The 18,933-nt window shown below is 65.5% G+C and carries 16 protein-coding genes; 10 read left to right on the top strand and 6 right to left on the bottom strand.

The window, feature by feature from the left end; all coding sequences use genetic code 11:
* The first annotated feature begins 22 nt into the window (after positions 1 to 22).
* The 6 genes from FYJ92_RS12730 (at position 23) to FYJ92_RS12705 (ending at position 7,076) form a co-directional block, all read left to right on the top strand.
* A complete protein-coding gene (locus FYJ92_RS12730; RefSeq protein WP_185261043.1) occupies positions 23 to 1,660 on the top strand; it encodes an ABC transporter substrate-binding protein in 1,638 nt (545 codons plus the stop codon).
* 95 nt (positions 1,661 to 1,755) lie between these two features.
* Positions 1,756 to 2,838 carry an ABC transporter permease gene (locus FYJ92_RS12725; RefSeq protein ID WP_185261042.1) on the top strand — a complete coding sequence of 361 codons (1,083 nt, stop codon included), beginning with the start codon at positions 1,756 to 1,758 and terminating at the stop codon, positions 2,836 to 2,838.
* Complete coding sequence (locus FYJ92_RS12720; protein WP_185261041.1) at positions 2,838 to 3,851, top strand: ABC transporter permease; 1,014 nt, start codon at positions 2,838 to 2,840, stop codon at positions 3,849 to 3,851. Before FYJ92_RS12725 ends, FYJ92_RS12720 begins: the two co-directional genes overlap by 1 nt.
* Complete coding sequence (locus tag FYJ92_RS12715; protein WP_185261040.1) at positions 3,848 to 5,554, top strand: ABC transporter ATP-binding protein; 1,707 nt, start codon at positions 3,848 to 3,850, stop codon at positions 5,552 to 5,554. The genes FYJ92_RS12720 and FYJ92_RS12715 overlap by 4 nt, the downstream gene beginning before the upstream one ends.
* A 134-nt stretch (positions 5,555 to 5,688) precedes the next feature.
* Positions 5,689 to 6,075: a chorismate mutase gene (locus FYJ92_RS12710; RefSeq protein WP_185261039.1), complete on the top strand. Its 387-nt coding sequence runs from the start codon at positions 5,689 to 5,691 to the stop codon at positions 6,073 to 6,075.
* The gene (locus tag FYJ92_RS12705) at positions 6,066 to 7,076 is read left to right on the top strand and encodes a hypothetical protein (RefSeq protein WP_185261038.1); all 1,011 of its coding nucleotides are present in this window, start codon (positions 6,066 to 6,068) and stop codon (positions 7,074 to 7,076) included. The genes FYJ92_RS12710 and FYJ92_RS12705 overlap by 10 nt, the downstream gene beginning before the upstream one ends.
* A 35-nt stretch (positions 7,077 to 7,111) precedes the next feature.
* Here FYJ92_RS12705 and FYJ92_RS12700 read toward each other — a convergent pair whose 3' ends face one another.
* Genes FYJ92_RS12700 through FYJ92_RS12675 form a run of 6 tightly spaced genes read right to left on the bottom strand, consistent with a single transcriptional unit; the run spans position 7,112 to position 13,165 of the window.
* Positions 7,112 to 7,825, bottom strand: coding sequence for a DUF4166 domain-containing protein (locus tag FYJ92_RS12700; protein WP_185261037.1), 714 nt, complete (start codon positions 7,823 to 7,825; stop codon positions 7,112 to 7,114).
* Between the two features lie 41 nt (positions 7,826 to 7,866).
* Positions 7,867 to 9,159 carry a DUF58 domain-containing protein gene (locus FYJ92_RS12695; RefSeq protein WP_185261036.1) on the bottom strand — a complete coding sequence of 431 codons (1,293 nt, stop codon included), beginning with the start codon at positions 9,157 to 9,159 and terminating at the stop codon, positions 7,867 to 7,869.
* An 11-nt stretch (positions 9,160 to 9,170) separates the two neighbouring features.
* A complete protein-coding gene (locus tag FYJ92_RS12690; RefSeq protein WP_185261035.1) occupies positions 9,171 to 10,172 on the bottom strand; it encodes a MoxR family ATPase in 1,002 nt (333 codons plus the stop codon).
* A complete protein-coding gene (locus FYJ92_RS12685) occupies positions 10,169 to 11,422 on the bottom strand; it encodes a DUF4350 domain-containing protein (protein ID WP_255482064.1) in 1,254 nt (417 codons plus the stop codon). Before FYJ92_RS12685 ends, FYJ92_RS12690 begins: the two co-directional genes overlap by 4 nt.
* Positions 11,423 to 11,436: 14 nt before the next feature.
* Entirely contained in the window at positions 11,437 to 12,093 is a 657-nt protein-coding gene (locus FYJ92_RS12680; protein WP_185261034.1) for a DUF4129 domain-containing protein, read from the bottom strand.
* The gene (locus FYJ92_RS12675) at positions 12,083 to 13,165 is read right to left on the bottom strand and encodes a hypothetical protein (RefSeq protein ID WP_185261033.1); all 1,083 of its coding nucleotides are present in this window, start codon (positions 13,163 to 13,165) and stop codon (positions 12,083 to 12,085) included. Before FYJ92_RS12675 ends, FYJ92_RS12680 begins: the two co-directional genes overlap by 11 nt.
* Positions 13,166 to 13,523: 358 nt before the next feature.
* Here FYJ92_RS12675 and mtrA point away from each other — a divergent pair, with 358 nt between their 5' ends.
* The 4 genes from mtrA (at position 13,524) to FYJ92_RS12655 (ending at position 18,807) form a co-directional block, all read left to right on the top strand.
* On the top strand, positions 13,524 to 14,198 hold the full coding sequence (mtrA, locus tag FYJ92_RS12670) for an MtrAB system response regulator MtrA (protein ID WP_056343773.1): 675 nt from the start codon (positions 13,524 to 13,526) through the stop codon (positions 14,196 to 14,198).
* On the top strand, positions 14,170 to 16,017 hold the full coding sequence (mtrB, locus tag FYJ92_RS12665; RefSeq protein ID WP_185261032.1) for an MtrAB system histidine kinase MtrB: 1,848 nt from the start codon (positions 14,170 to 14,172) through the stop codon (positions 16,015 to 16,017). The genes mtrA and mtrB overlap by 29 nt, the downstream gene beginning before the upstream one ends.
* Positions 16,018 to 16,037: 20 nt before the next feature.
* Complete coding sequence (locus tag FYJ92_RS12660) at positions 16,038 to 17,732, top strand: LpqB family beta-propeller domain-containing protein (RefSeq protein WP_185261031.1); 1,695 nt, start codon at positions 16,038 to 16,040, stop codon at positions 17,730 to 17,732.
* 64 nt (positions 17,733 to 17,796) lie between these two features.
* Positions 17,797 to 18,807, top strand: coding sequence for a ComF family protein (locus tag FYJ92_RS12655; protein ID WP_255482063.1), 1,011 nt, complete (start codon positions 17,797 to 17,799; stop codon positions 18,805 to 18,807).
* Positions 18,808 to 18,933: the final 126 nt, after the last annotated feature.

Below are 18,933 nucleotides of genomic sequence, written 5' to 3'. Positions count from 1 at the left end.
TCATCGAACAGAAAGTTCACAGATGACCAAGAGCACCAAAGCCTTGCGGAGCGTTATCGCGCTCGCAGGCGTTTCCGCTTTCGCATTGACGGCCTGCACCGGCCCCACAGATGGTGGCGGTGGCAGCACAGCCTCGGAGAATGCAAGCAGCGTCATTGCGTACGGCACCACGGACAAGGTCGTAGCACTGGACCCGGCAGGCTCGTATGACAACGGTTCGTTTATGATGATCAACCAGATTTACTCCTTCTTGCTGAATTCCAAGCCCGGTGGCGCCGACCCCGTGCCGGACCTTGCCGAATCGTCATCATTCACGAAGCCCACCGAATTCACGGTCAAGCTCAAGAGCGACCTCAAATGGGCCAATGGACACGTGCTGGATTCCAAAGACGTCAAGTTCTCGTTTGATCGCCAGAAAAAGATCAACGATCCCAATGGCCCGGCATCATTGCTGACCAACATCGAGTCCATTGCCACCCCCGATGCCAGCACCGTTGTCTTCACGCTGAAGCAGGCCAACGACCAAACGTTCCCGCAGATTCTGACCAGCCCGGCAGCCGTGATCGTTGACGATGAAGTCTTCCCGGCAGACAAGCTCCTCAGTGACGAGGAAATTGTCAAGGCCAACGCCTTCTACGGCCAGTACATCATCGACTCCTACAACAAGAACTCTCTGGTCAGCCTGAAGGCCTGGCCGGACTACAAGGGCGTTCTTGGCAAGCCTGCCAACGCAGGGGCCACGGTCAAGTACTACACGGACCAGACCAACATGAAGTTGGAGGTCAAGGGTGGCCAGATCGATGTTGCCAACCGCAGCCTGAGTGCCACGGACATCGATGACCTCAAGAAGGATTCCAACGTCACGGTCCATGTCGGACCCGGCGGCGAGATGCGGTACATCGTCTTCAACTTTGACACCATGCCGTTCGGCGCCAAGACCCCCGAAGCGGATTCGAAGAAGGCGCTTGCCGTCCGTCAGGCGGTCGCTGACCTCGTTGACCGCCAGGCCATCTCGGACCAGGTCTACAAGGGCACGTACTTGCCGATGTGGTCCAATGTCCCGTCCGGCTTCGTGGGCGCCAACGAATCCTTCAAGCAGGCGTACGGGGATGGCTCCGGCAATCCCAGCCCCGACAAAGCCAAGAAGGCCATGTCCGACGCCGGCATCACGGGCCCCGTGACTATCAAACTGCAGTACAACCCTGACCACTATGGCAATTCGTCCGGTGACGAATACGCCATGGTCAAGGACCAATTGGAGAAGAGCGGACTGTTCTCTGTGGATCTTCAGTCCACCGAGTGGGTCACGTATAACGCGGCGTCGAAGAAAGACAGCTACCCCGTTTTCCAGCTGGGCTGGTTCCCGGACTTCAGCGACGCGGACAATTATCTGACACCTTTCTTTGTGGGCGGTGGCTTCATGAACAACCACTACTCCAACAGCGAGGTCGAAAAGCTGATCGCCAAGCAGCTTGTGACAGCTGATAAGGCAGAGCGTGAGAAGACCATACAGGAGGTCCAGAACCTTCTGGCCAAGGACATCTCCACCCTGCCGCTGCTGCAAGGCGCCCAGGTGGCTGTTTCGGGGACCAACGTAAAGGGCGTGGATTCGACGCTGGACGCGTCGTTCAAGTTCCGGCTCGGCACCGTTTCCAAGTAGCACCTGTTGCACCTGCGTAGGAGGCAGGGCCGGCCGGCCCTGCCTCCTACGTGTTGGCTCAACACTTTTCGCTTTCCAGACCAAGCAGGTTCAGCATGGCCACATTGATAGATGCGCCGCCGCCAACGGTAGCGGCACCCACCTCCAAATCTGCGGGAGGTGGCCTCGGGAGATATATCCTGATTCGCTTCCTGTTGATTTTCCCCACGATCTTCATCCTCGTCACCCTCGTTTTCTTTCTTATGCGGATCACCGGCGATCCCATTACCGCTGCCCAGGGCGGACGCCTTCCGCAGGAACAAATTGACGCCTTGGTTCACCAGGCCGGATATGACCGGAACCTCTTCATTCAATACATCGAGTACCTTGGCAACATCGCCACCGGCAACTTCGGCCGGACCATTTCAGATGGCCGGCCTGTGGTCGAGATGCTGGTCAAATTTGGTGCCGCCACCCTGGAACTGAGCATCAACGCCCTTGTGGTGGCGCTGCTCGTAGGAATTCCGCTGGGTATGTTTGCCGCCCACAAGCGCGACAGAGTTCCTGATGCTTTTCTGCGCATGTTCGCCATCCTTTGCTATGCCACCCCTGTCTTCTTTGCAGGCCTGCTCCTGAAGCTGACATTCTCTGTAGGCCTGGGCTGGTTCCCGGTGGCCGGACGCGCCTCCACCACAACGGAATTGGCCATGAGCAGGCTCGCATCGCCATCCGGTGTCTACTGGCTGGACGCACTGCGCAGCGGCAACCTGTCGGCCTTCGGTGACATCGTCCAGCACGCGGTTCTTCCCGCCGTCGCGCTGGGCCTTCTGACCGCTGGCGTCTTCCTCCGCCTGGTCCGCACCAACGTGATCGGCACACTGGGCAAGGACTATGTTGAGGCGGGCAGGTCCCGTGGAGTCAGCGAATACCGACTGGTGACCCAGCATGCCTACAAGCCTGCACTGATCCCCATCATCACGGTGATGGGTCTGCAGATTGCCTTGCTGCTCGGCGGTGCGGTGCTGACGGAAACCACGTTCGAGTGGAAGGGCCTGGGCTATCAGTTGGCCCAGTACCTCACTGCGCGTGACTTTGTGGCAGTCCAAGGCATCGTAATGCTGCTCGCCGTCATTGTGGCGATCACCAACTTCGCAGTGGACATTGCCGCGGCCCTGATTGATCCGCGAGTGAGGTACTGATGGGCACCACATCAAGGGAACCAACAAAGAAGTCCTTGCTGGACCGGCTTCCGGTCTCGTCCCACATCCGCCAGAGCGTTGGCCTGCAACGCACCATGCTGCTCATCGGCGTCGTTCTTTGCGCTGTTTTTGTCGTGGCTGCGATCTTTGCGCCGCTGTTGGCGCCCTACGGGTATTCCCAGATTTCCGATGACACCGGTTCGTTCCCGGCGCAGGCCGAACCCGGTGGCAAGCATCTGTTGGGAACGACGGTGGGCGGCTACGATGTGCTGTCCCGGGTGATCTGGGGATCGCAGACAGCCTTGGCGGTGATTGTTGCTGCCGTGCTGATGTCTATCTTCCTGGGGGTGTTCCTCGGCCTGGTGAGCGGCTACTTCGGCGGCTGGTTGGACCGCGTGCTGGTGGTCATTGCCGACGCAATCTACGCTTTCCCGACGCTCCTCGTCGCTATCGTGATGTCGATTGCCATCAACAAGGGACAGTCTGGATTCTGGGGCGGAATCCTGGCCTGCGGGTTCGCCATCACTGCAGTGTTCGTGCCTCAGTACTTCCGCGTGATCCGCGCTGAAACCATCCGGCTCAAGGCTGAACCGTTTGTGGAATCAGCGCAGGTTGTTGGCGCCTCCAGCGCCAGGATAATAAGGAGGCACATCTTCTCCAACGCGACCCGGACCCTGCCGCTGATCTTCACGCTGAACGCCTCCGAAGCCATCCTCACTCTGGCAGGCCTGGGCTTCCTCGGTTTTGGTATCGAGCCAAGCTCCGCCGCTGAATGGGGCTTTGACCTGAACAAGGCGATGTCCGATGCCTCCTCCGGTATTTGGTGGACCGGTGTGTTCCCCGGCATCGCCATCGTACTGACGGTGGTTGGCCTCACCCTCGTGGGTGAAAGCATCAACGACCTGAACGATCCGCGACTGCGCGGGCGCAAGGCTGCGGGCGCCAAGGGCGCCCCGGGACCATCAACCGCGGCCGCGCAGGCTGCCATCGCAGCGGATGTGAGAGGACTGTGACCATCAATATTGATGCGGTATCTGACCAGTCCAGGCCGGCAGACCAGCCAGTTCTGGAGATCGACCACCTGAAGGTCACCTTCGCCACGGACGGGGGAGACGTCTACGCCGTGAAGGATGTGAGCCTCGACGTCCGCTCCGGCGAAGTCCTGGCCATCGTGGGCGAATCCGGCTCCGGGAAAACCGTGACCGCGAAAACCATTCTCGGGCTGCTGCCGGAGACTGCCACCAGCGGGGGCGCCGTCCTGATTAACGGGAACAACGTGATCAGCGTCAGCGCCGCGAAGCTGAGGCAGATCCGCGGCCGCGATGTGGCCATGGTGTTCCAGGAGCCCTCCACGGCCCTGAACCCGGTGTTCACCGTGGGCTGGCAGATTGCCGAGGGCATCCGTGCCCACGCCGGCGGGAAGCGGGTTTCGGCCAGGGATGCCAAGGTCCGTGCCATTGAAGCGCTGCGGAAGGTGGGGATCCCGGATCCGGAACATCGGGTCAACTACTATCCGCACCAGTTCTCCGGTGGCCAGAAACAGCGCGTGGTGATCGCGGCCGCGCTTGCCCTGAACCCGGGACTGATTGTGGCTGATGAACCCACCACCGCCCTGGATGTCACCGTCCAGGCCGAAATCCTGGAGCTGCTCAGGGACCTTCGGGACACGTACGGCACCTCGATCGTGCTGATCACCCACAACATGGGCGTGGTGGCCGATCTCGCGGATCGCGTGGTGGTGATGTACCAGGGTGACGTGGTGGAGGAAGCGCCGGTGCGGGTGCTGTTTGCCGAACCCAAAGAGGACTACACCAAGAAGCTGCTGGCCGCCGTGCCCCACCTGGGCCGGAACTCGGCCTCGGAGGGCCTGCTGGAACGCGCCCACCAGGGCTCACCGGTGCTGGTGGAGGCAACCAACCTGACCGTCGAGTATCCCGGCAGGCTGGGAACGCCGGCCTTCAAGGCCGTGGACGGGGTCAGCTTCACCGTGTCCCAGGGCGAAGTCTTTGGACTGGTGGGCGAATCCGGCTCAGGGAAGACCACCATCGGCCGGGCCATCGCGGGCCTGAACCGGACCACGGGCGGCAGCCTGAAGGTACTCGGCTACGAGATGCTGAACCTCAAGGAGCGTACGTTCAAACCCCTCCGGAAGGACATCGGCTTTGTTTTCCAAGATCCGGCTGCGTCCTTCAACCCGCAGCTGACCATCGGCGACTGTGTAGCGGAACCCATGATCATCCACACCGACCCGAGCCCGGCACAGGCGCGCAAACGCGTTGCTGAACTGCTCGAATCAGTGCAGCTGCCGGCGTCGTACGCTGAACGGTACCCGCACGAGCTGTCCGGCGGGCAGCGCCAGAGGGCGTCTTTGGCGCGGGCACTGATCCTGAACCCGCGGCTGCTCATCGCTGACGAGCCGACGTCGGCCCTGGACGTTTCGGTGCAGGCCAAGGTCCTGGAACTCTTCAAGGAAATCCAGGCCGAGTTCGGGTTTGCGGCGCTGTTCATCAGCCACGACCTCGCGGTGGTGGACATTCTGTCGCAGTGGGTGGGCGTCCTCTACAAGGGCAAACTCGTGGAGCAGGGCATCGGCAGCCAGGTGATGGGCGCGCCGCAGCACGACTACACCAAACGGCTGATTGCCTCCCTGCCGGTCCCTGATCCGGACGAACAGGCCCGACGCCGGGAAGCACACCGGGCGCTGTTGGCGCAGTAGGCACTCCCGGCGACGCCACAGCGGCGACCCCACAGTCGCGGAACCACCAGACGGACATCCCGCCCCCCATGCGGGGTATCCGTCCGCCGCTTAACACCGGAAGGATTTCCCCGGCCGCCCCATAGACTTGGACCATGACGCAGCAAAACCACGATGTTCCCGACACCGACACCTACGATGCCGCCGCGAGTTCGCTGGCAGGCCAGGTGGACAACTCGGTGATGGCGGAACTGCTGTCCATCCGCTCCAGCATCGACAACATCGACGCCACCCTGGTGTACCTCCTGGCTGAACGGTTCAAGGCCACCCAGAAAGTGGGCTTCCTCAAGGCCGCGCACCGGCTCCCCGCAGGGGACCCCGGCCGGGAATCCGCCCAGATCGCCCGTCTCCGGCGGCTGGCAGAGGATGCAAACCTCGATCCCGCCTTTGCGGAGAAGTTCCTGAACTTCATCATCGGCGAGGTCATCCGGCATCATGAAGCCATCGCCGAGGACCACCAGGCCGCTGCAGAGTGGAAGTAACTGCCACCGGGCTTGGGCCCTGGCCGGGGGAGGACCCCGTGGAGGCTGCCCGCATTATCCGCGGCGAGCTCGGCAGCCCGCACCTGCCGTTCCTGGCGGAGCTTCCGGACCGTGGAGTCGGCTCCGACGCCCTGGGGCGGACAGCCGCACTCCTGGTTGAAATGGCCGTGGATATCCAGCCGTACGGCTGGCGGCTGGTGGACCGTCCCGGCAAGGATTTCCGCCGGGCCGCGTCTGCACTGTCCACGGACATCAATGTCCTTGCCGACGTTGCGGGCGCCGAGGACACCACGGCCCCCGAACTAAAGGTTCAACTGCTGGGACCGCTGGGTCTTGCCGCCGGGCTGCACCTGCACAACGGTGAACGGGCACTGATCGACTACGGCGCGCGCCGGGACATTGCCGACTCACTTGCCGCAGGGGTTGGTGGTTACCTGTCCCGGATCTCCAGCGCGGTTCCGGGCGCGCGGCTGGTGGTACAGGTCGATGAGCCTGACATTGCCGCCGTACTGGCCGGCACTATTCCGACGTCGAGCGGTTACCGCACGCTGCGGGCGGTGGGTGGCCAGGAGGTCACCGAGTCCTGGCAGCTGGTGATCGAGGCAATGCGCGCCGCGGGGGCCGCCGAAATCGTCATCTCCGTGCCTGAAATTGAGGCCCCCATCGACCGGATCATTGCCGCTGGTGCCGACGGCGTGGCCGTGCCGCTGAGGGCTTTGACCACACGGCAATGGGAGCAGCTGGCCGCAGCGGTGGAGGCAGGCAAACGGATCTGGGCCGGCGCCCTGGACGTTAGCCGCGGCACACTGCCCAGGGTGGCCGACGTGGTGGAGTCTGTCTGGCGGCCATGGCACGAGCTGGGGCTCCCGGCGTCGTCCCTGGGCAGTATCCGGGTCACCCCCTCGGCGGGACTTTCCGGCCATACGCCAGTCACCGCCACAGCGGTGCTGGGCCGGCTCACCCAGGTGGCCGACGGCCTGAACCAGCGCGCACACGGCTGAGCGGGCCCGCCGTTTGAACGCACTACGGCCAACGGCTACGTCCGGTTTTCCCAACGGTCCGGCCGGGCGTAGCGGGGCAGGAAACTCTGCGCCGAACTGCCGCCAATGTAGGGACGCAGGCGGTAGTCGAAGCCGCCCGCATAGACAAGGACCTGCCCGATCTGCGGTTGCAGGACCTTGACCTGGATCCGGTGCTGACCGTGCTCGCCGGCATCGCCGTCCCACCACTGCTCGGCGTAGGCCTTGGCGTCAACTGTGGCCGGCAGCGGAAGCCGGAGGGGTCCCATGAACAGCCGGGACGCGTCGGAAACGCCGCGCAGCCTGCCCTCCTCCGTCACACTGAGCTTGAGGTCAGTCACCATGCGCCGGAAACGGCCCAGGTAGTCCACCAGCCGCGGGCCGCCGTCGGAATCCACGAGGCTGGTGGTGTCCTGGAAAATCCGCACGTGCCCTGGGAAACGGATTTCCCGTCGGGCGGTCAGGCTGGAGCGGCCGAACGGATCCTGGTGCGCATGGTTTTCAATCCGGAAGGGGATGCCTTCACCGTAATCCGGGAAAAACGCTTCCTCGCCGGAGGTGAGCTTGAGGAGAGGCCGCAGCCAGGCCTGCCGGCAGCCCACAACATCGAACACGCCCTCTCCGACGCCGTAATGCCCCGAGCCGGGCGCCAGGGAAAAGTACTCCTGCAGCTCAGGCTGCAGCCGGTGGTAGTCCTCGCCCAGGGCCTGCCGGTAAATAGGGACGTTCATGGTGACCTCCTGGCCGGTACCGTCAGCGGCGCTGCGGTGATTCACAATCTACCGGCCGCCTTGAGCCGGATGTACAGGTCGGCAAGCTGCGGCGGCAGGTGGTGTGGCTCCGCGTCCACCACTTCCACCCCGTGGTGCCGGAGCTCGGCGCTGACCGCGGCCCGTTCCAGGAGTACGCGTTCAGCCGCTGCCGCCCGGTATACGCCGGCGGCGTTCTCACGCTCACGCAGCATCTGCCCCAGCCTGGGATCACGGACAGCGGCCACCACCACAACGTGCTGCTGCGCGAGCTGCGCGGCTACGGGAATAAGCCCTTCCTCCGGTGCCCCGCCGTCCAGGGCCGTCAGCAGCACCACCAGGGACCGGTGTGCGGAGACCGCCCGGATCTGGCCCGGAAGGCTGGACCAGTCAAGCTCAATCAGTTCGGCCTCCAGGGGCGCCATCGCCTGCACCAGCTGCCCCAGGAGGTTGCCGGTGGTGGCGGAGCCGGCCCTGGCGCGCGGACGGCGGTCGTAGGCCAGGAAATCCACTCTGTCACCGCCACGCTCGGCCAGCACCGCCAGCAGGAGTGCCGCTTCGATGCCGGTATCCAGCCGGGGTTCGTCCTCGATCCTCGCGGCTGACGTGCGCGAGGTATCCAGCAAGATCACCACACGCCGGTCGCGTTCCGGGCGCCAGGTGCGGACGACGACGGCGGACCGGCGGGCGGTTGCGCGCCAGTCGATGGACCGGACGTCGTCCCCGCGGACGTAGTCCCGCAAGGAGTCGAATTCGGTGCCGGCACCACGGATCTGCACGGCGGCCTTGCCGTCGAGTTCGCGGAGTTTCCTGAGCTTCGACGGCAGGTGCCTGCGGGAATGGAACGGCGGCAGGACCCGGAGGAGGCCGCTGCAGTCAAACGTGCGTTGGCGTGCCGCAAGCCGAAGGGGTCCATGGGAGCGGACAGTGACGTGCCGGGCGGCCATGTCGCCACGGCGGACCGGCTGCAACCGGACGGTCATCCGGCCGCTTTCCAGGGCGGGGATGTCCAGGTCCTGGACCGGATTCACGGCCCCGGCAGACGGCTGCCACGCGTCCCGGACGGTCGCCCGCAGTCGTCGTCGGCCACCGTTGCGCAGGTTGAGGACCGAAGAAGCCATGCCGTGCAGGGCTACGTTGCCGGGATCGGCGCGCGTGACGATGATGGCCCGCGGGGACGCGGCCAGTACAAGGTCCAGGCCCAGGAGGACAGCGAGCGCCCCGACCACCTCCAGGACTGTTCCCCCGCCGGGGAACAGCAGTACCGGCACCAGGCCCAGCAGTGCCAGCAACACGAACCGTCCGGAGAGTGCCATGTGCGAGCGGATCAGCGGGGGACGGGGACGGACGCCAGGATGCTGCCCAGGACATCGTCCACGCGGACCCCGTCCATCTGGGCATCAGGCTGCAGGGCCACCCGGTGGCGCAGGCACGGCAGCGCCAGTGCTTTGACATCATCGGGGGTGACGAAGCTGCGGCCGGACAGCCACGCCCAGGCACGGGAGGTGTTCAGCAGCGCAGTCGCGCCGCGGGGCGAAACGCCCAGCTGGAACGAGGGCGCCTGCCGCGTTGCGCGCACCAGGTCCACGATGTAGCCGATGATTTCCGGTTCGACGGCAACGGTGGCCACTCCCTGCCGTGCCCGTTCGAGATCCTCGGCGCCGGCCACCGCGCGGACACCGGCCGCAGCAAGGTCGCGCGGATTGAAGCCGGCAGCGTGCCGCCGGATCACCTCCACTTCGTCAGTCCGGCCGGGCAGCGGCATTGTGAGCTTGAGCAGGAACCGGTCCAGCTGGGCTTCGGGGAGGGGATAGGTTCCCTCGTACTCCACGGGGTTCTGGGTTGCCGCCACCAGGAAGTTCCCCGGCAGTTGCCGGGACACGCCGTCAACCGAGACCTGCCGCTCCTCCATGGCCTCCAACAGGGAGGCCTGCGTCTTCGGCGGCGTCCGGTTAATTTCGTCGGCCAGGAGGATGTTGGTGAAGACCGGCCCCTCGCGGAAACTGAATTCCGAGGTGTGCGAGTCGTAGACCAGGGAACCGGTGATGTCGCCGGGCATCAGGTCAGGGGTGAACTGTACGCGTTTGGTGTCCAGGCTCAGCGCGGCGGACAGCGCCCGTACCAGGAGTGTTTTGGCCACCCCGGGCACGCCTTCGAGCAGCACATGCCCCTGGGACAGCAGCGCGATCAGGAGTCCCGTGACGGTGGCATCCTGGCCCACCACGGCCTTGGCTACCTCATGGCGGACATCCAGCAGTGCCTGCCGGGCGGGATCGGGCGTCCGCGGGGAAGTGTCCATGATCTGCGGGGCGCCGTACGGTTCGTTCATCGGGTCCTGACCTCGTTCTCTAGTTTGTCCAGTTCCTGTGACCATTGCACCAGCCTGGCTGCGGTACTGGGGCTTTCCTGGATCAGGCCGCTGATGTCGGTGGCCGGCCGGCCCAGGTGCCGGGCCGCTGCCTGCACCACGTCGTCGGCAGTGGCCTCGGATCCAACCCGAAGGGCGTGTGCCAGACGAACCAGGGTGCCGGCCCGAAGGTTGTCCCGCGCCCGGTCCAGTGCGTGGGAATCCTGATAGAGGCGCGCGCGGCCTTCGGCGGTCTCCACGGCCTTGACCACCACAGGCAGCGGTTCAAAGACGAGCGGGCCCAGGCGGCGCCCCCGCCATACGACGGCGAGCACGGCCACAAAGACCAGCCACGGCCCCAGGAAAGCCACCCAGTCAGGGGCAAGGTCATCAAGTGTCTGCGTTGACTCCGCAGCGGCCGCGTCGCCCAGTCCGGGCAGGTACCAGACGAGGTCCCCTGAGCTGCCCAGCGTCCGCAGGGCCAGCGCGGCATGGCCAGGGTCGGCAAGCCCGCCGTTGTTGAGGAGGGCGGTGCTGCCCAGGACGGTCAGGCCGCCGTCGTCCGTGCGGGCAAGCAGCCCGGCGGTGCTTCCCGGCGGGCTGAAGCACACCGTGCCGCCGTCGTACAGGAAGCCGCCGGTTCCGGACACAGCACCTGCCGCGGCGGGATCGCTGAGATCGCAGCCCGGTGCCAGGAGCGCCGTTGACTCCGGCACCACGCCCGCCTGGCTGATGCCGGTATCGAGGGCCTTCAGCGTGCCGAGCCGCGGCGTCACCAGCACCACGCGTCCCGCACCTGCGGTCAGTTGTTCCAGCCGGGATTGGTCCAGGAATCCGCTCCGGTCGTACAGGAGCAGGGTGGCACCTGGCCGGTCCGCGAGTGCCGCGGTGGCCGAGTCAAAGGATTCAACATCCTGGACCTCGACTCCGTGGCGGCCCAGTATCTCGCTGACCGCCCTGGCGCCGGCCGGCCCGGCGTTGTGGACGGACAAGGGCAGGGAATCGCCCTTTGACGCGAGTTGGGTGGAAATGACCACCGCCAGTCCAACGGCGGCCACCGCGCCGATCGCTGCCCCGCCGCGGTGCCGCCGGAGCCAGGAACCGGTACCGGTACCGGACCCGGAATCTGACCCGGAATCCGATTGGAGTGCAGGGGCGAAACCCGGCTGTGCCTCCGGTGCACTCTGCGTCAGAAGGTTGGGCGTCAGGCGATCCAGCGAAGGGTTCTGCATGGTGGGACCCTGCGTCATCGCGGAACCGCCGGTTCGTCACGTTCAGAGGGCAGGGCCGCGCTCGCCGGCGTGAGGGACTGCAGGGTGACGTCCAGCCTGCGCACGGCGGCATAGTCAGCCTGGTCCGCGTATTCATTGCCGTAGCGGATCCCGTCGAAGGTATGCGCAGTTTCCGTCAGGTGGCCGGCCTCTGACGGAAACGGCGTGGCCAGTTCGTGTGCCACCTCGTCGGCGGTCCGGCCGGGCCGCGCGTCAAGAACCGTTCTGTCCTCGGCCGTGCGCACCAGCGCACGGAAACAGTCCACGACGGCGGCACTCCAGGCGCCGGCTGCGGCTGCGGCTTCCGCACGCTGGCGGTAGGCCGTGGCACTGACTGTTGCGTCGGCGTCGAACACGTCTGCGGCACGCTTGGCTTTTGCATTGAGGCGCGGGCGGGCCAGGATGACCGTCGCGCCGATCAGCACGGCGAAGGCCACGCCGATCCAAGGCGCCGCGACGGTGCTGTCCGGGCCGGAGAGGCCGTCCAGGGACCGCAGCCAGTCCAGGATGCCCGCCCAGACGCTGTCCAGCCAGCCGGGGGCCGCGTCACGGTATTCAGGCTTGGCAAGTTCTTCTTCGGCCCAGCGGCGGGCCTCGTCGCGGCCGGGCAGGACCGGTGGTTCAGCGGCCATCGGGCCATGCCTCGAACGGTGGCGTTCCGTTTGGCGGTCCCCCGTAGGGCGGCCGCGGAGTTTGGCCGGGTCCTGCCCTGTAGGCCGCGACGCCGCGGCCCGGGACGCCGTCGGGATCCGCGCCCGATTCCAGCAACCGGAGCAGGACGATATCCAGTCCATCCCGGCGCATCCTGAGGTCAAGGTAGAGCAGCGCCATAACGGAGGTCTGGAAAGCGAACCCCACCGCTCCCACCATCGCACCAACGATCGCGGTGGCAACGCCCGCCACCACGGCCGCCGTCATAGCCTGCTCGGCACCACCATGCGGTGAGACCACTCCGGTGTAAAAGCCGGAGAGAAGAGAGACCGGAATGGTGACGATCTGGACGATAACCCCCACCATGATGCCCACCACCAACGTGATGCCCAGGAGCCGCCACCAGCTGTTTCGTGTGAGTTCCCAGGAGCGGCGTATGCCGGCCACCGCCCCGAGCTCTTCCACCACCACGGCAGCGGGAGCCACCATCAGTTTGATGTAGACCCACATGTACAGCACAAAGCACACGAGACCCAGCGGGATCAGGATCAGGGCGCCCATTCCACCCACCGTGCTGACCAGCAGCACTGCCAGCGCCGCAAACAGCAGCGCTACGACGAGCCCGGCGCCGACCAGCAGCGCCGCGAGGCGGATCAGTGCCCACGCGCGGGACCGCGCCAGTGCCCACATCTGCCTGAAGCCAGTGGGGCGGTTGAGGACGGACCTGGCGACCGGGACCACCATGGCGCCCTGCAGGACCGCCGACAGGAAAACGGTCAGCACCGAGGCCAGCACGACGCCGGACGCGAAGGTGAGCGCCACCGGCACCAGATCCTGCTCTGACAGTCCCTCCGCCCAGGTCTCCAGCGACGCCGCCGACGTGGCGGAAAATGCCGTGAGGACTGCCGTCAGCACTGCGGCGAGTGTCTGCGCCAGCAGCGCGGCGCCCAGCATGGCCTTGGCATTGCGCCGGATCGCCTGGAAGGAGCCGTCCAGGATCTCGCCGAACATCAGCGGCCGCAGGGGAACGATGCCGGGTTTGGGCGGGGCCACGTAGCGGGGCTGTTGGAAGGGCGGCGGGCCGCCGTACGGGTTGTGCGGAGGTGTGCCCCCAGCCGGCGGGCCACCCGGGGTTGGGCCCCACACCGGCTGACCGCCCCAAGAGTGCTGTGCCGGACCTGGCGGGGGACCCCACGGAGGCAGACTCCCCGGCGGCTGGCTCTTCCCAGCCTCGCCGGCCGGATTCGGCAGCTGCATGTTTGGATCCTGGTTGGGCACCCTGTTCCTCCCCCCGTGCGGGACTGTCCGCGTATTGCCAGCCTATAGTTCCTCCGTCGGGCGTCATAGCGTGGCGCCATGCCGTAAGGCCGTTGAACAGGACAAACCCTGTTCAATAAGGGAACATATAACTATGAAGGCACGCATTCTGGTAGTTGACGATGACGAAGCGCTGGCCGAAATGATTGGGATTGTTCTGCGCAATGACGGCTTTGAGCCGGTTTTTTGCGCCGACGGCAGCCAGGCGCTGGATATTTTCCGCTCATCGAAGCCTGACCTCGTGCTGCTTGACCTCATGCTTCCCGGCGTGGACGGCATCGAGGTCTGCCGGCAGATCCGTTCCGAATCGGACGTACCCATCGTGATGCTCACCGCCAAGTCGGATACGTCCGACGTCGTCCGCGGCCTTGAGTCGGGCGCAGACGACTACGTGCCCAAGCCTTTCAAACCCGCCGAACTGGTGGCGCGGGTGCGTGCCCGCCTGCGGCCCGGCGACCAGAAGGCGCCTGAAACCCTGCGGATCGCAGACATCACCATCGACGTGGCCGGCCACACCGTGAAGCGTGCCGATGAGCGGATCTCGCTGACGCCCCTGGAGTTTGACCTCCTCGTAGCCCTGGCCCGGAAGCCATGGCAGGTGTTCACCCGCGAGCTGCTCCTGGAGCAGGTCTGGGGCTACCGCCATGCGGCGGACACCCGGCTGGTCAACGTTCACGTCCAGCGCCTCCGGTCAAAAATTGAACGGGATCCGGAAGCTCCCGAAGTTGTATTGACGGTTCGTGGTGTCGGCTACAAAGCAGGTTCCTGAGCCCTCAGGACCAGAAGGGCACCGCGCCCCGGACCTTCCCGCTGCGAAGGGCCCGGAGCATACTGATGCGCTGCCGGCGGAGCTGGCAACGCTGCCGTTCCGGGCACGGATCTGGCGGCGCCGCGGAGTCATCGTGGGGCTGCGGGTGGGCCGCCTTGTCCAGATCGGCGTGACCCGTTTCTTCCCTGCTATCCGTTTTGCCGGGCGGTCCATGCGTCGGCGCTGGCGCCGGTCCCTGCAGTTCCGTACCGTCCTCACCACCCTGCTGCTGGCTGTGACATCCTTTGGTGCCGTGGGCGCCTACCTGTCCAACCAGATCGCCAACAACCTTTTCCAGGAGCGCCTGACTCAGGCGGAATCCGAAACCCGGTACTACGTCAAGCAGGTCCAGGAGACGTTCGACGGTGCCCAGGTCACGGACCAGTCCAGCGTCATCACCCTGGTCTATGACACTCTGAACGCCGTGGAGGGCCGCGGCTCCGTCATCCAGCGCCGCTACGTTTTCGAAGCCAAACCCGAGCAGACCAAGCCCAGGAACCGCTGGGTGGAGTCGCGGGCGTCGGACCAACTGACCGTCAGCGTCATCCCGCCTGAACTCCGTACGGCAGTCCAGGCATCAGGCAAGGACCAGTACTGGGCATCCACCGTGATTCCGGTAGGTATCGAGGACAGGCCGGGCATCGCCGTGGGCAACCTGGTGACATTCAACGGGACTGTGTATGAGCTGTACCTGATCTATGACGTCAACACGGCTCAGCAGACGCTCGACGAAATCCAGGGTGTCCTCCTGGCCGGCGCCGCGGTGCTGGTGCTGATGATCGGGGCCATCGCCTGGTACGTCACCCGCAACGTGGTCAGCCCGGTCAGCCATGCTGCCCTGGTGTCGGAGAAGCTCGCGGCCGGCCAGTTGCAGGAGCGGATGGTGGTCAAGGGCGAGGACGAGGTGGCACGCCTCGGGGCGTCGTTCAACCACATGGCCGCCAGTCTCCAGGAGCAGATCACCCAACTGGCCATGCTCTCCCAGATGCAGCAGCGGTTTGTTTCCGACGTCTCGCATGAACTCCGCACGCCCCTGACCACCGTCCGGATGGCCGCGGAGGTGTTGTACGACGCCCGCCACGACTTCGACCCCATCAACAAGCGCTCCGCCGAACTCCTGTACAACCAGGTGGAGAGGTTCCAATCCCTGCTGGCCGATCTTCTCGAGATCTCCCGCTTCGACGCCGGCGTGGCCATGCTCGACGCCGAGCCCGAGGACATCCTGCAGGTGATTGCCCACGTCATCGACGGGGCGGCGCCCGTCGCGGCCGAATACGGCTCTGAGATCATCCTCCGGGCGCCCGCCGAGGGAATTGTCGCGGAAATGGACGCCAGGAGGATCGACAGGATCCTGCGGAACCTCATCCTGAATGCTGTGGAGCATGGCGAAGGCAGGCCGGTTACCGTGACTGTGGCGGCCAACCAGTCAGCGGTGGGGGTAGCTGTCCGGGACCAGGGGATAGGCATGACTCCTGCCGAGGCCGCCCGTGTCTTTGACCGGTTCTGGCGTGCGGATCCGGCCCGGGCCCGCACCACCGGAGGCAGCGGCCTGGGCCTGTCCATCGCCATGGAGGACACCAAACTCCATAATGGCTGGCTGCAGGCATGGGGAAACAAGGGCAGAGGGGCCAACTTCCGGCTGACCATTCCGTTGCGCCAGGGCGAGGAGATCGACCGGTCACCCGTACAACTTGAGCCGGAGGACATCATCCTCCCCGAGCTTCCTCACGCCAAGAACGTGCTGGTCCTGGGGCCAGGAACGCCGAAGGAGTCTTCATGATGGGACGAGGAGTGCGCATAATGCTGAAGAGGAGCGTTGTGCTCCTCGTTGTTGTGCTGCTGCTGGCTTCGTGCGCGCGCATTCCCACTTCCGGGCCGGTGGGGAAGAGTGCGGAAGGCAGCGCCGGAAACGTCAATGCACCGGTATTCCTCCCGGCCGCGCCCCAGGCCGGCGCTACTCCGGAAAACATCATTGATTACTTCTACCGTGCCGGTACCGGTTACGAGGGTGACTACGCGGTGGCCCGCGAATACCTGACGCAGGCAGCGTCAGTGTCTTGGAAACCGGACCAGCGCGCACTGGTCTACCGCGAGGCGAAAGTGGTGGGCACCGGCGTCGACAACGTCTACAACTACCAGTTGGACGTGTCCTACAGCGTAGATGTTGACGGCATCGCCACCCAGATGCCCGAAGGCACCATCGAGAACATCCCGGCCACGCTCACCCAGGTGGACGGCGAATGGCGGATCTCAGCCATCCCGGACGGAACCGCGATCCCGGAGGAAACCTTCAAGGTCATCTACGGGGCCTACCCCATCTACTTCTATGATCCCAGCTTCACATATGCTGTGCCCGACGTCCGCTGGTTCATCAAGAACAAGACCGTCAAAGCCATGACCAGCGCCCTGCTTGCCGGCCCCGCACCGTACCTTCGCGGTGCCGTGGTGAGCGCCTTCCCGTCCGGCATCAAGCTTGCCCGCGAATCGGTTCCGGTGGTGTCAGGTGCCGCGCAGGTGGACCTCACCGCCAAGGAACTCACGGAGGCGTCCACGGAGGACAGGCTCCGGATGCAGACACAGCTTGCACTCACATTCCGCAGCCAGCCCGACGTCGTTAATGTGGAGCTGCACGCCAACCAGGACCTGGTCCGGGTCGAGGACAACGGCTCCGTGCTGCCCCCGGTGCGGGACAAAAACGTGCCGGTCCGCGAGATCGCCGTCAGCGGCAATGAGCTGGTTCGCTACGAGAACAACAGGGTGTCCCCGCTGCCGGGTATGCAGCCTGTGTCCGCGCTCGGGCCGCGCTACCCGGCGGAATCTCCGGTGTCCCAGACCGTGGCTTTCCTTAACGACAGCCGGACGACGCTCTTCAGCATGGTGCCGGGACAGCCGGCCCGGGCGCTGACAACTCGCACCACCATCACGCACCCTTCCTTCAGTCTTCATGACTGGGTGTGGGCCGCAGGGCCGGGAGCCACCGGGGGCACTGAGGTGGTCGCCTACCGGCCCATCGGGGTGGCCGAAGGCGCCGCTGTTCCCACCGTTACCCTCACGCCGTCCTGGCTGGCCGGAAGAATTGTCAAGGAGTTGAGGATTTCCCGTGAGGGTGTCCGGGCGCTGGTCATTTCGGAGCAGAACGGCAAAACGACGGTGCAGATTGCCGGGATCATCCGGAATGCCGACGGGACTCCCCGGGAACTGACTGCCCCCATCACCCTGGTGGCTTCCGGCGACCCGGACCAGGGCGTCTGGGTGAACGACACCACGGTTGCCGTGATGAAGTCATCGGCAGGCTCGAACGTTACGCCGGAGCTGCTGTCCCTCACCTCCGGGCAACCCCAGCAGCTGGCGCCCTGGCCTGGCCTGGTGTGGCTCAGCGCCGGCAACGGGCTGGAGGAAATCTACGGCCAGTCGGCCGAGGGCATTTTCCAGCGTCTGGGCAACGGCTGGTCGCCCCAGCTTAAGGGCCCCATCGACCCATCATTCCCCGGCTAACGTGCTGTCCACATAGCGCGGCCTGGGGGTTCCGGGGGCCGCGGCCGAGAGGCCACCATGGGGTGTGACCGAAGCCCAGCCCGCACATCCTCCCGCTCGGCACCTTCCTGTCCTGCGCTCTCCTGCGCGCAGCTCCGAGGGCGGTGCTGCCAGTCGCGCCGAGGACAGTCCTGCCAGAAGTGCTGCAAGCCTGGATCCGGACCTTCTGCCCCCTGCGGTGCACGCCAAGCATCGCGGCGGCTACAGCCGCCGCTGGTTGCGGGCCGCCGAACAGATGGGAGCCGCCGCCGCCGAGTTGCTGGCACTTTCCATCCCTGTGGACTGCGTCTGCTGTGGCGCAGAGGACCTGGCCTTGTGCGTCATGTGCGAACGACAGGTGCGCCTGCTGACCAGTCACCCGTTCCGGGCAGAGGAACAGGCGCCGGCCCTGATGAAGGTCGATGGCGGCCTGATCCTTCCCGTAGTGGCGGCGGGGGTGTACCGCGAGGAGTTGGCACAGGCTGTGCTGTCGTTTAAGAGCCATGGCCAGCTCCAGCTCACCTCTGTCCTGGCGCGGGGTCTGGGGCGGGGCATTGCCGCGGCTGTGGCCGGCGTCGACGGCGTCTGCCTGGTTCCGGTGCCCAGCAGCACGGCGGGCTACGTCAAGAGGGGCTTCAGCCCGGTCCACCTCCTGCTTGCAGAGTTGCGGCGGGGGACCACCCTTCCGGGGGTGCCGGTCGTTGACGTGATCCGGAAATCAAGGCGGCGCGCCGCACTGGAACGGCTGCCTGGAGGCCAAAAGGGACTCGGCCGTGGTGCCCGGGCGAGCCGGCTCAGGGGGTCCCTGAAAGTCCCGGGACGCCAGGGCGCACGAGTGACCGGCCGCCTGTGCATCATTGTCGACGACGTGCTCACCACAGGGGCCACAGTGGCGGAAGCAGCCCGCGCGCTCCACGTCAGCGGCGCCGTGGTGGTGGGGGCTGTGGTCCTCGCCGCGACACGCCCGCCGGATTCAGCTGGCGGCGAATCGCCCGGCCCGGGAGCCGGCGGAAAGCGGCCCGTCTTAGAAAAAAATAAACGAAGAAAGGATGAATAACAGGTGGCCATGAACTAACGTCGGTTGTGGGTACCAAGAACAAGTTGTACCTTTCGATGGCGGCTCGGAAAGGGGCTCGACTGTCAAGCAGATCGGCCCATGGGAAGTGTCGCCGTCGTGTCACCG

The organism is Pseudarthrobacter sp. NBSH8 (assembly GCF_014217545.1).
Lineage (GTDB): Bacteria > Actinomycetota > Actinomycetes > Actinomycetales > Micrococcaceae > Arthrobacter.
Note: the sequence above shows the minus strand (reverse complement) of the source record. Positions and strands in the feature narration are given on the sequence as shown.

What these genes read in the sequence shown, in the direction of transcription:
- FYJ92_RS12730 (WP_185261043.1), top strand. Translation starts at nt 23, where the DNA reads ATGACCAAGAGCACCAAAGCCTTGCGGAGCGTTATCGCGCTCGCAGGC.
- FYJ92_RS12725 (WP_185261042.1), top strand. Translation starts at nt 1,756, where the DNA reads ATGGCCACATTGATAGATGCGCCGCCGCCAACGGTAGCGGCACCCACC.
- FYJ92_RS12720 (WP_185261041.1), top strand. Translation starts at nt 2,838, where the DNA reads ATGGGCACCACATCAAGGGAACCAACAAAGAAGTCCTTGCTGGACCGG.
- FYJ92_RS12710 (WP_185261039.1), top strand. Translation starts at nt 5,689, where the DNA reads ATGACGCAGCAAAACCACGATGTTCCCGACACCGACACCTACGATGCC.
- FYJ92_RS12700 (WP_185261037.1), bottom strand. Translation starts at nt 7,825, where the DNA reads ATGAACGTCCCTATTTACCGGCAGGCCCTGGGCGAGGACTACCACCGG.
- FYJ92_RS12695 (WP_185261036.1), bottom strand. Translation starts at nt 9,159, where the DNA reads ATGGCACTCTCCGGACGGTTCGTGTTGCTGGCACTGCTGGGCCTGGTG.
- FYJ92_RS12690 (WP_185261035.1), bottom strand. Translation starts at nt 10,172, where the DNA reads ATGAACGAACCGTACGGCGCCCCGCAGATCATGGACACTTCCCCGCGG.
- FYJ92_RS12685 (WP_255482064.1), bottom strand. Translation starts at nt 11,422, where the DNA reads ATGCAGAACCCTTCGCTGGATCGCCTGACGCCCAACCTTCTGACGCAG.
- FYJ92_RS12680 (WP_185261034.1), bottom strand. Translation starts at nt 12,093, where the DNA reads ATGGCCGCTGAACCACCGGTCCTGCCCGGCCGCGACGAGGCCCGCCGC.
- mtrA (WP_056343773.1), top strand. Translation starts at nt 13,524, where the DNA reads ATGAAGGCACGCATTCTGGTAGTTGACGATGACGAAGCGCTGGCCGAA.
- FYJ92_RS12660 (WP_185261031.1), top strand. Translation starts at nt 16,038, where the DNA reads ATGCTGAAGAGGAGCGTTGTGCTCCTCGTTGTTGTGCTGCTGCTGGCT.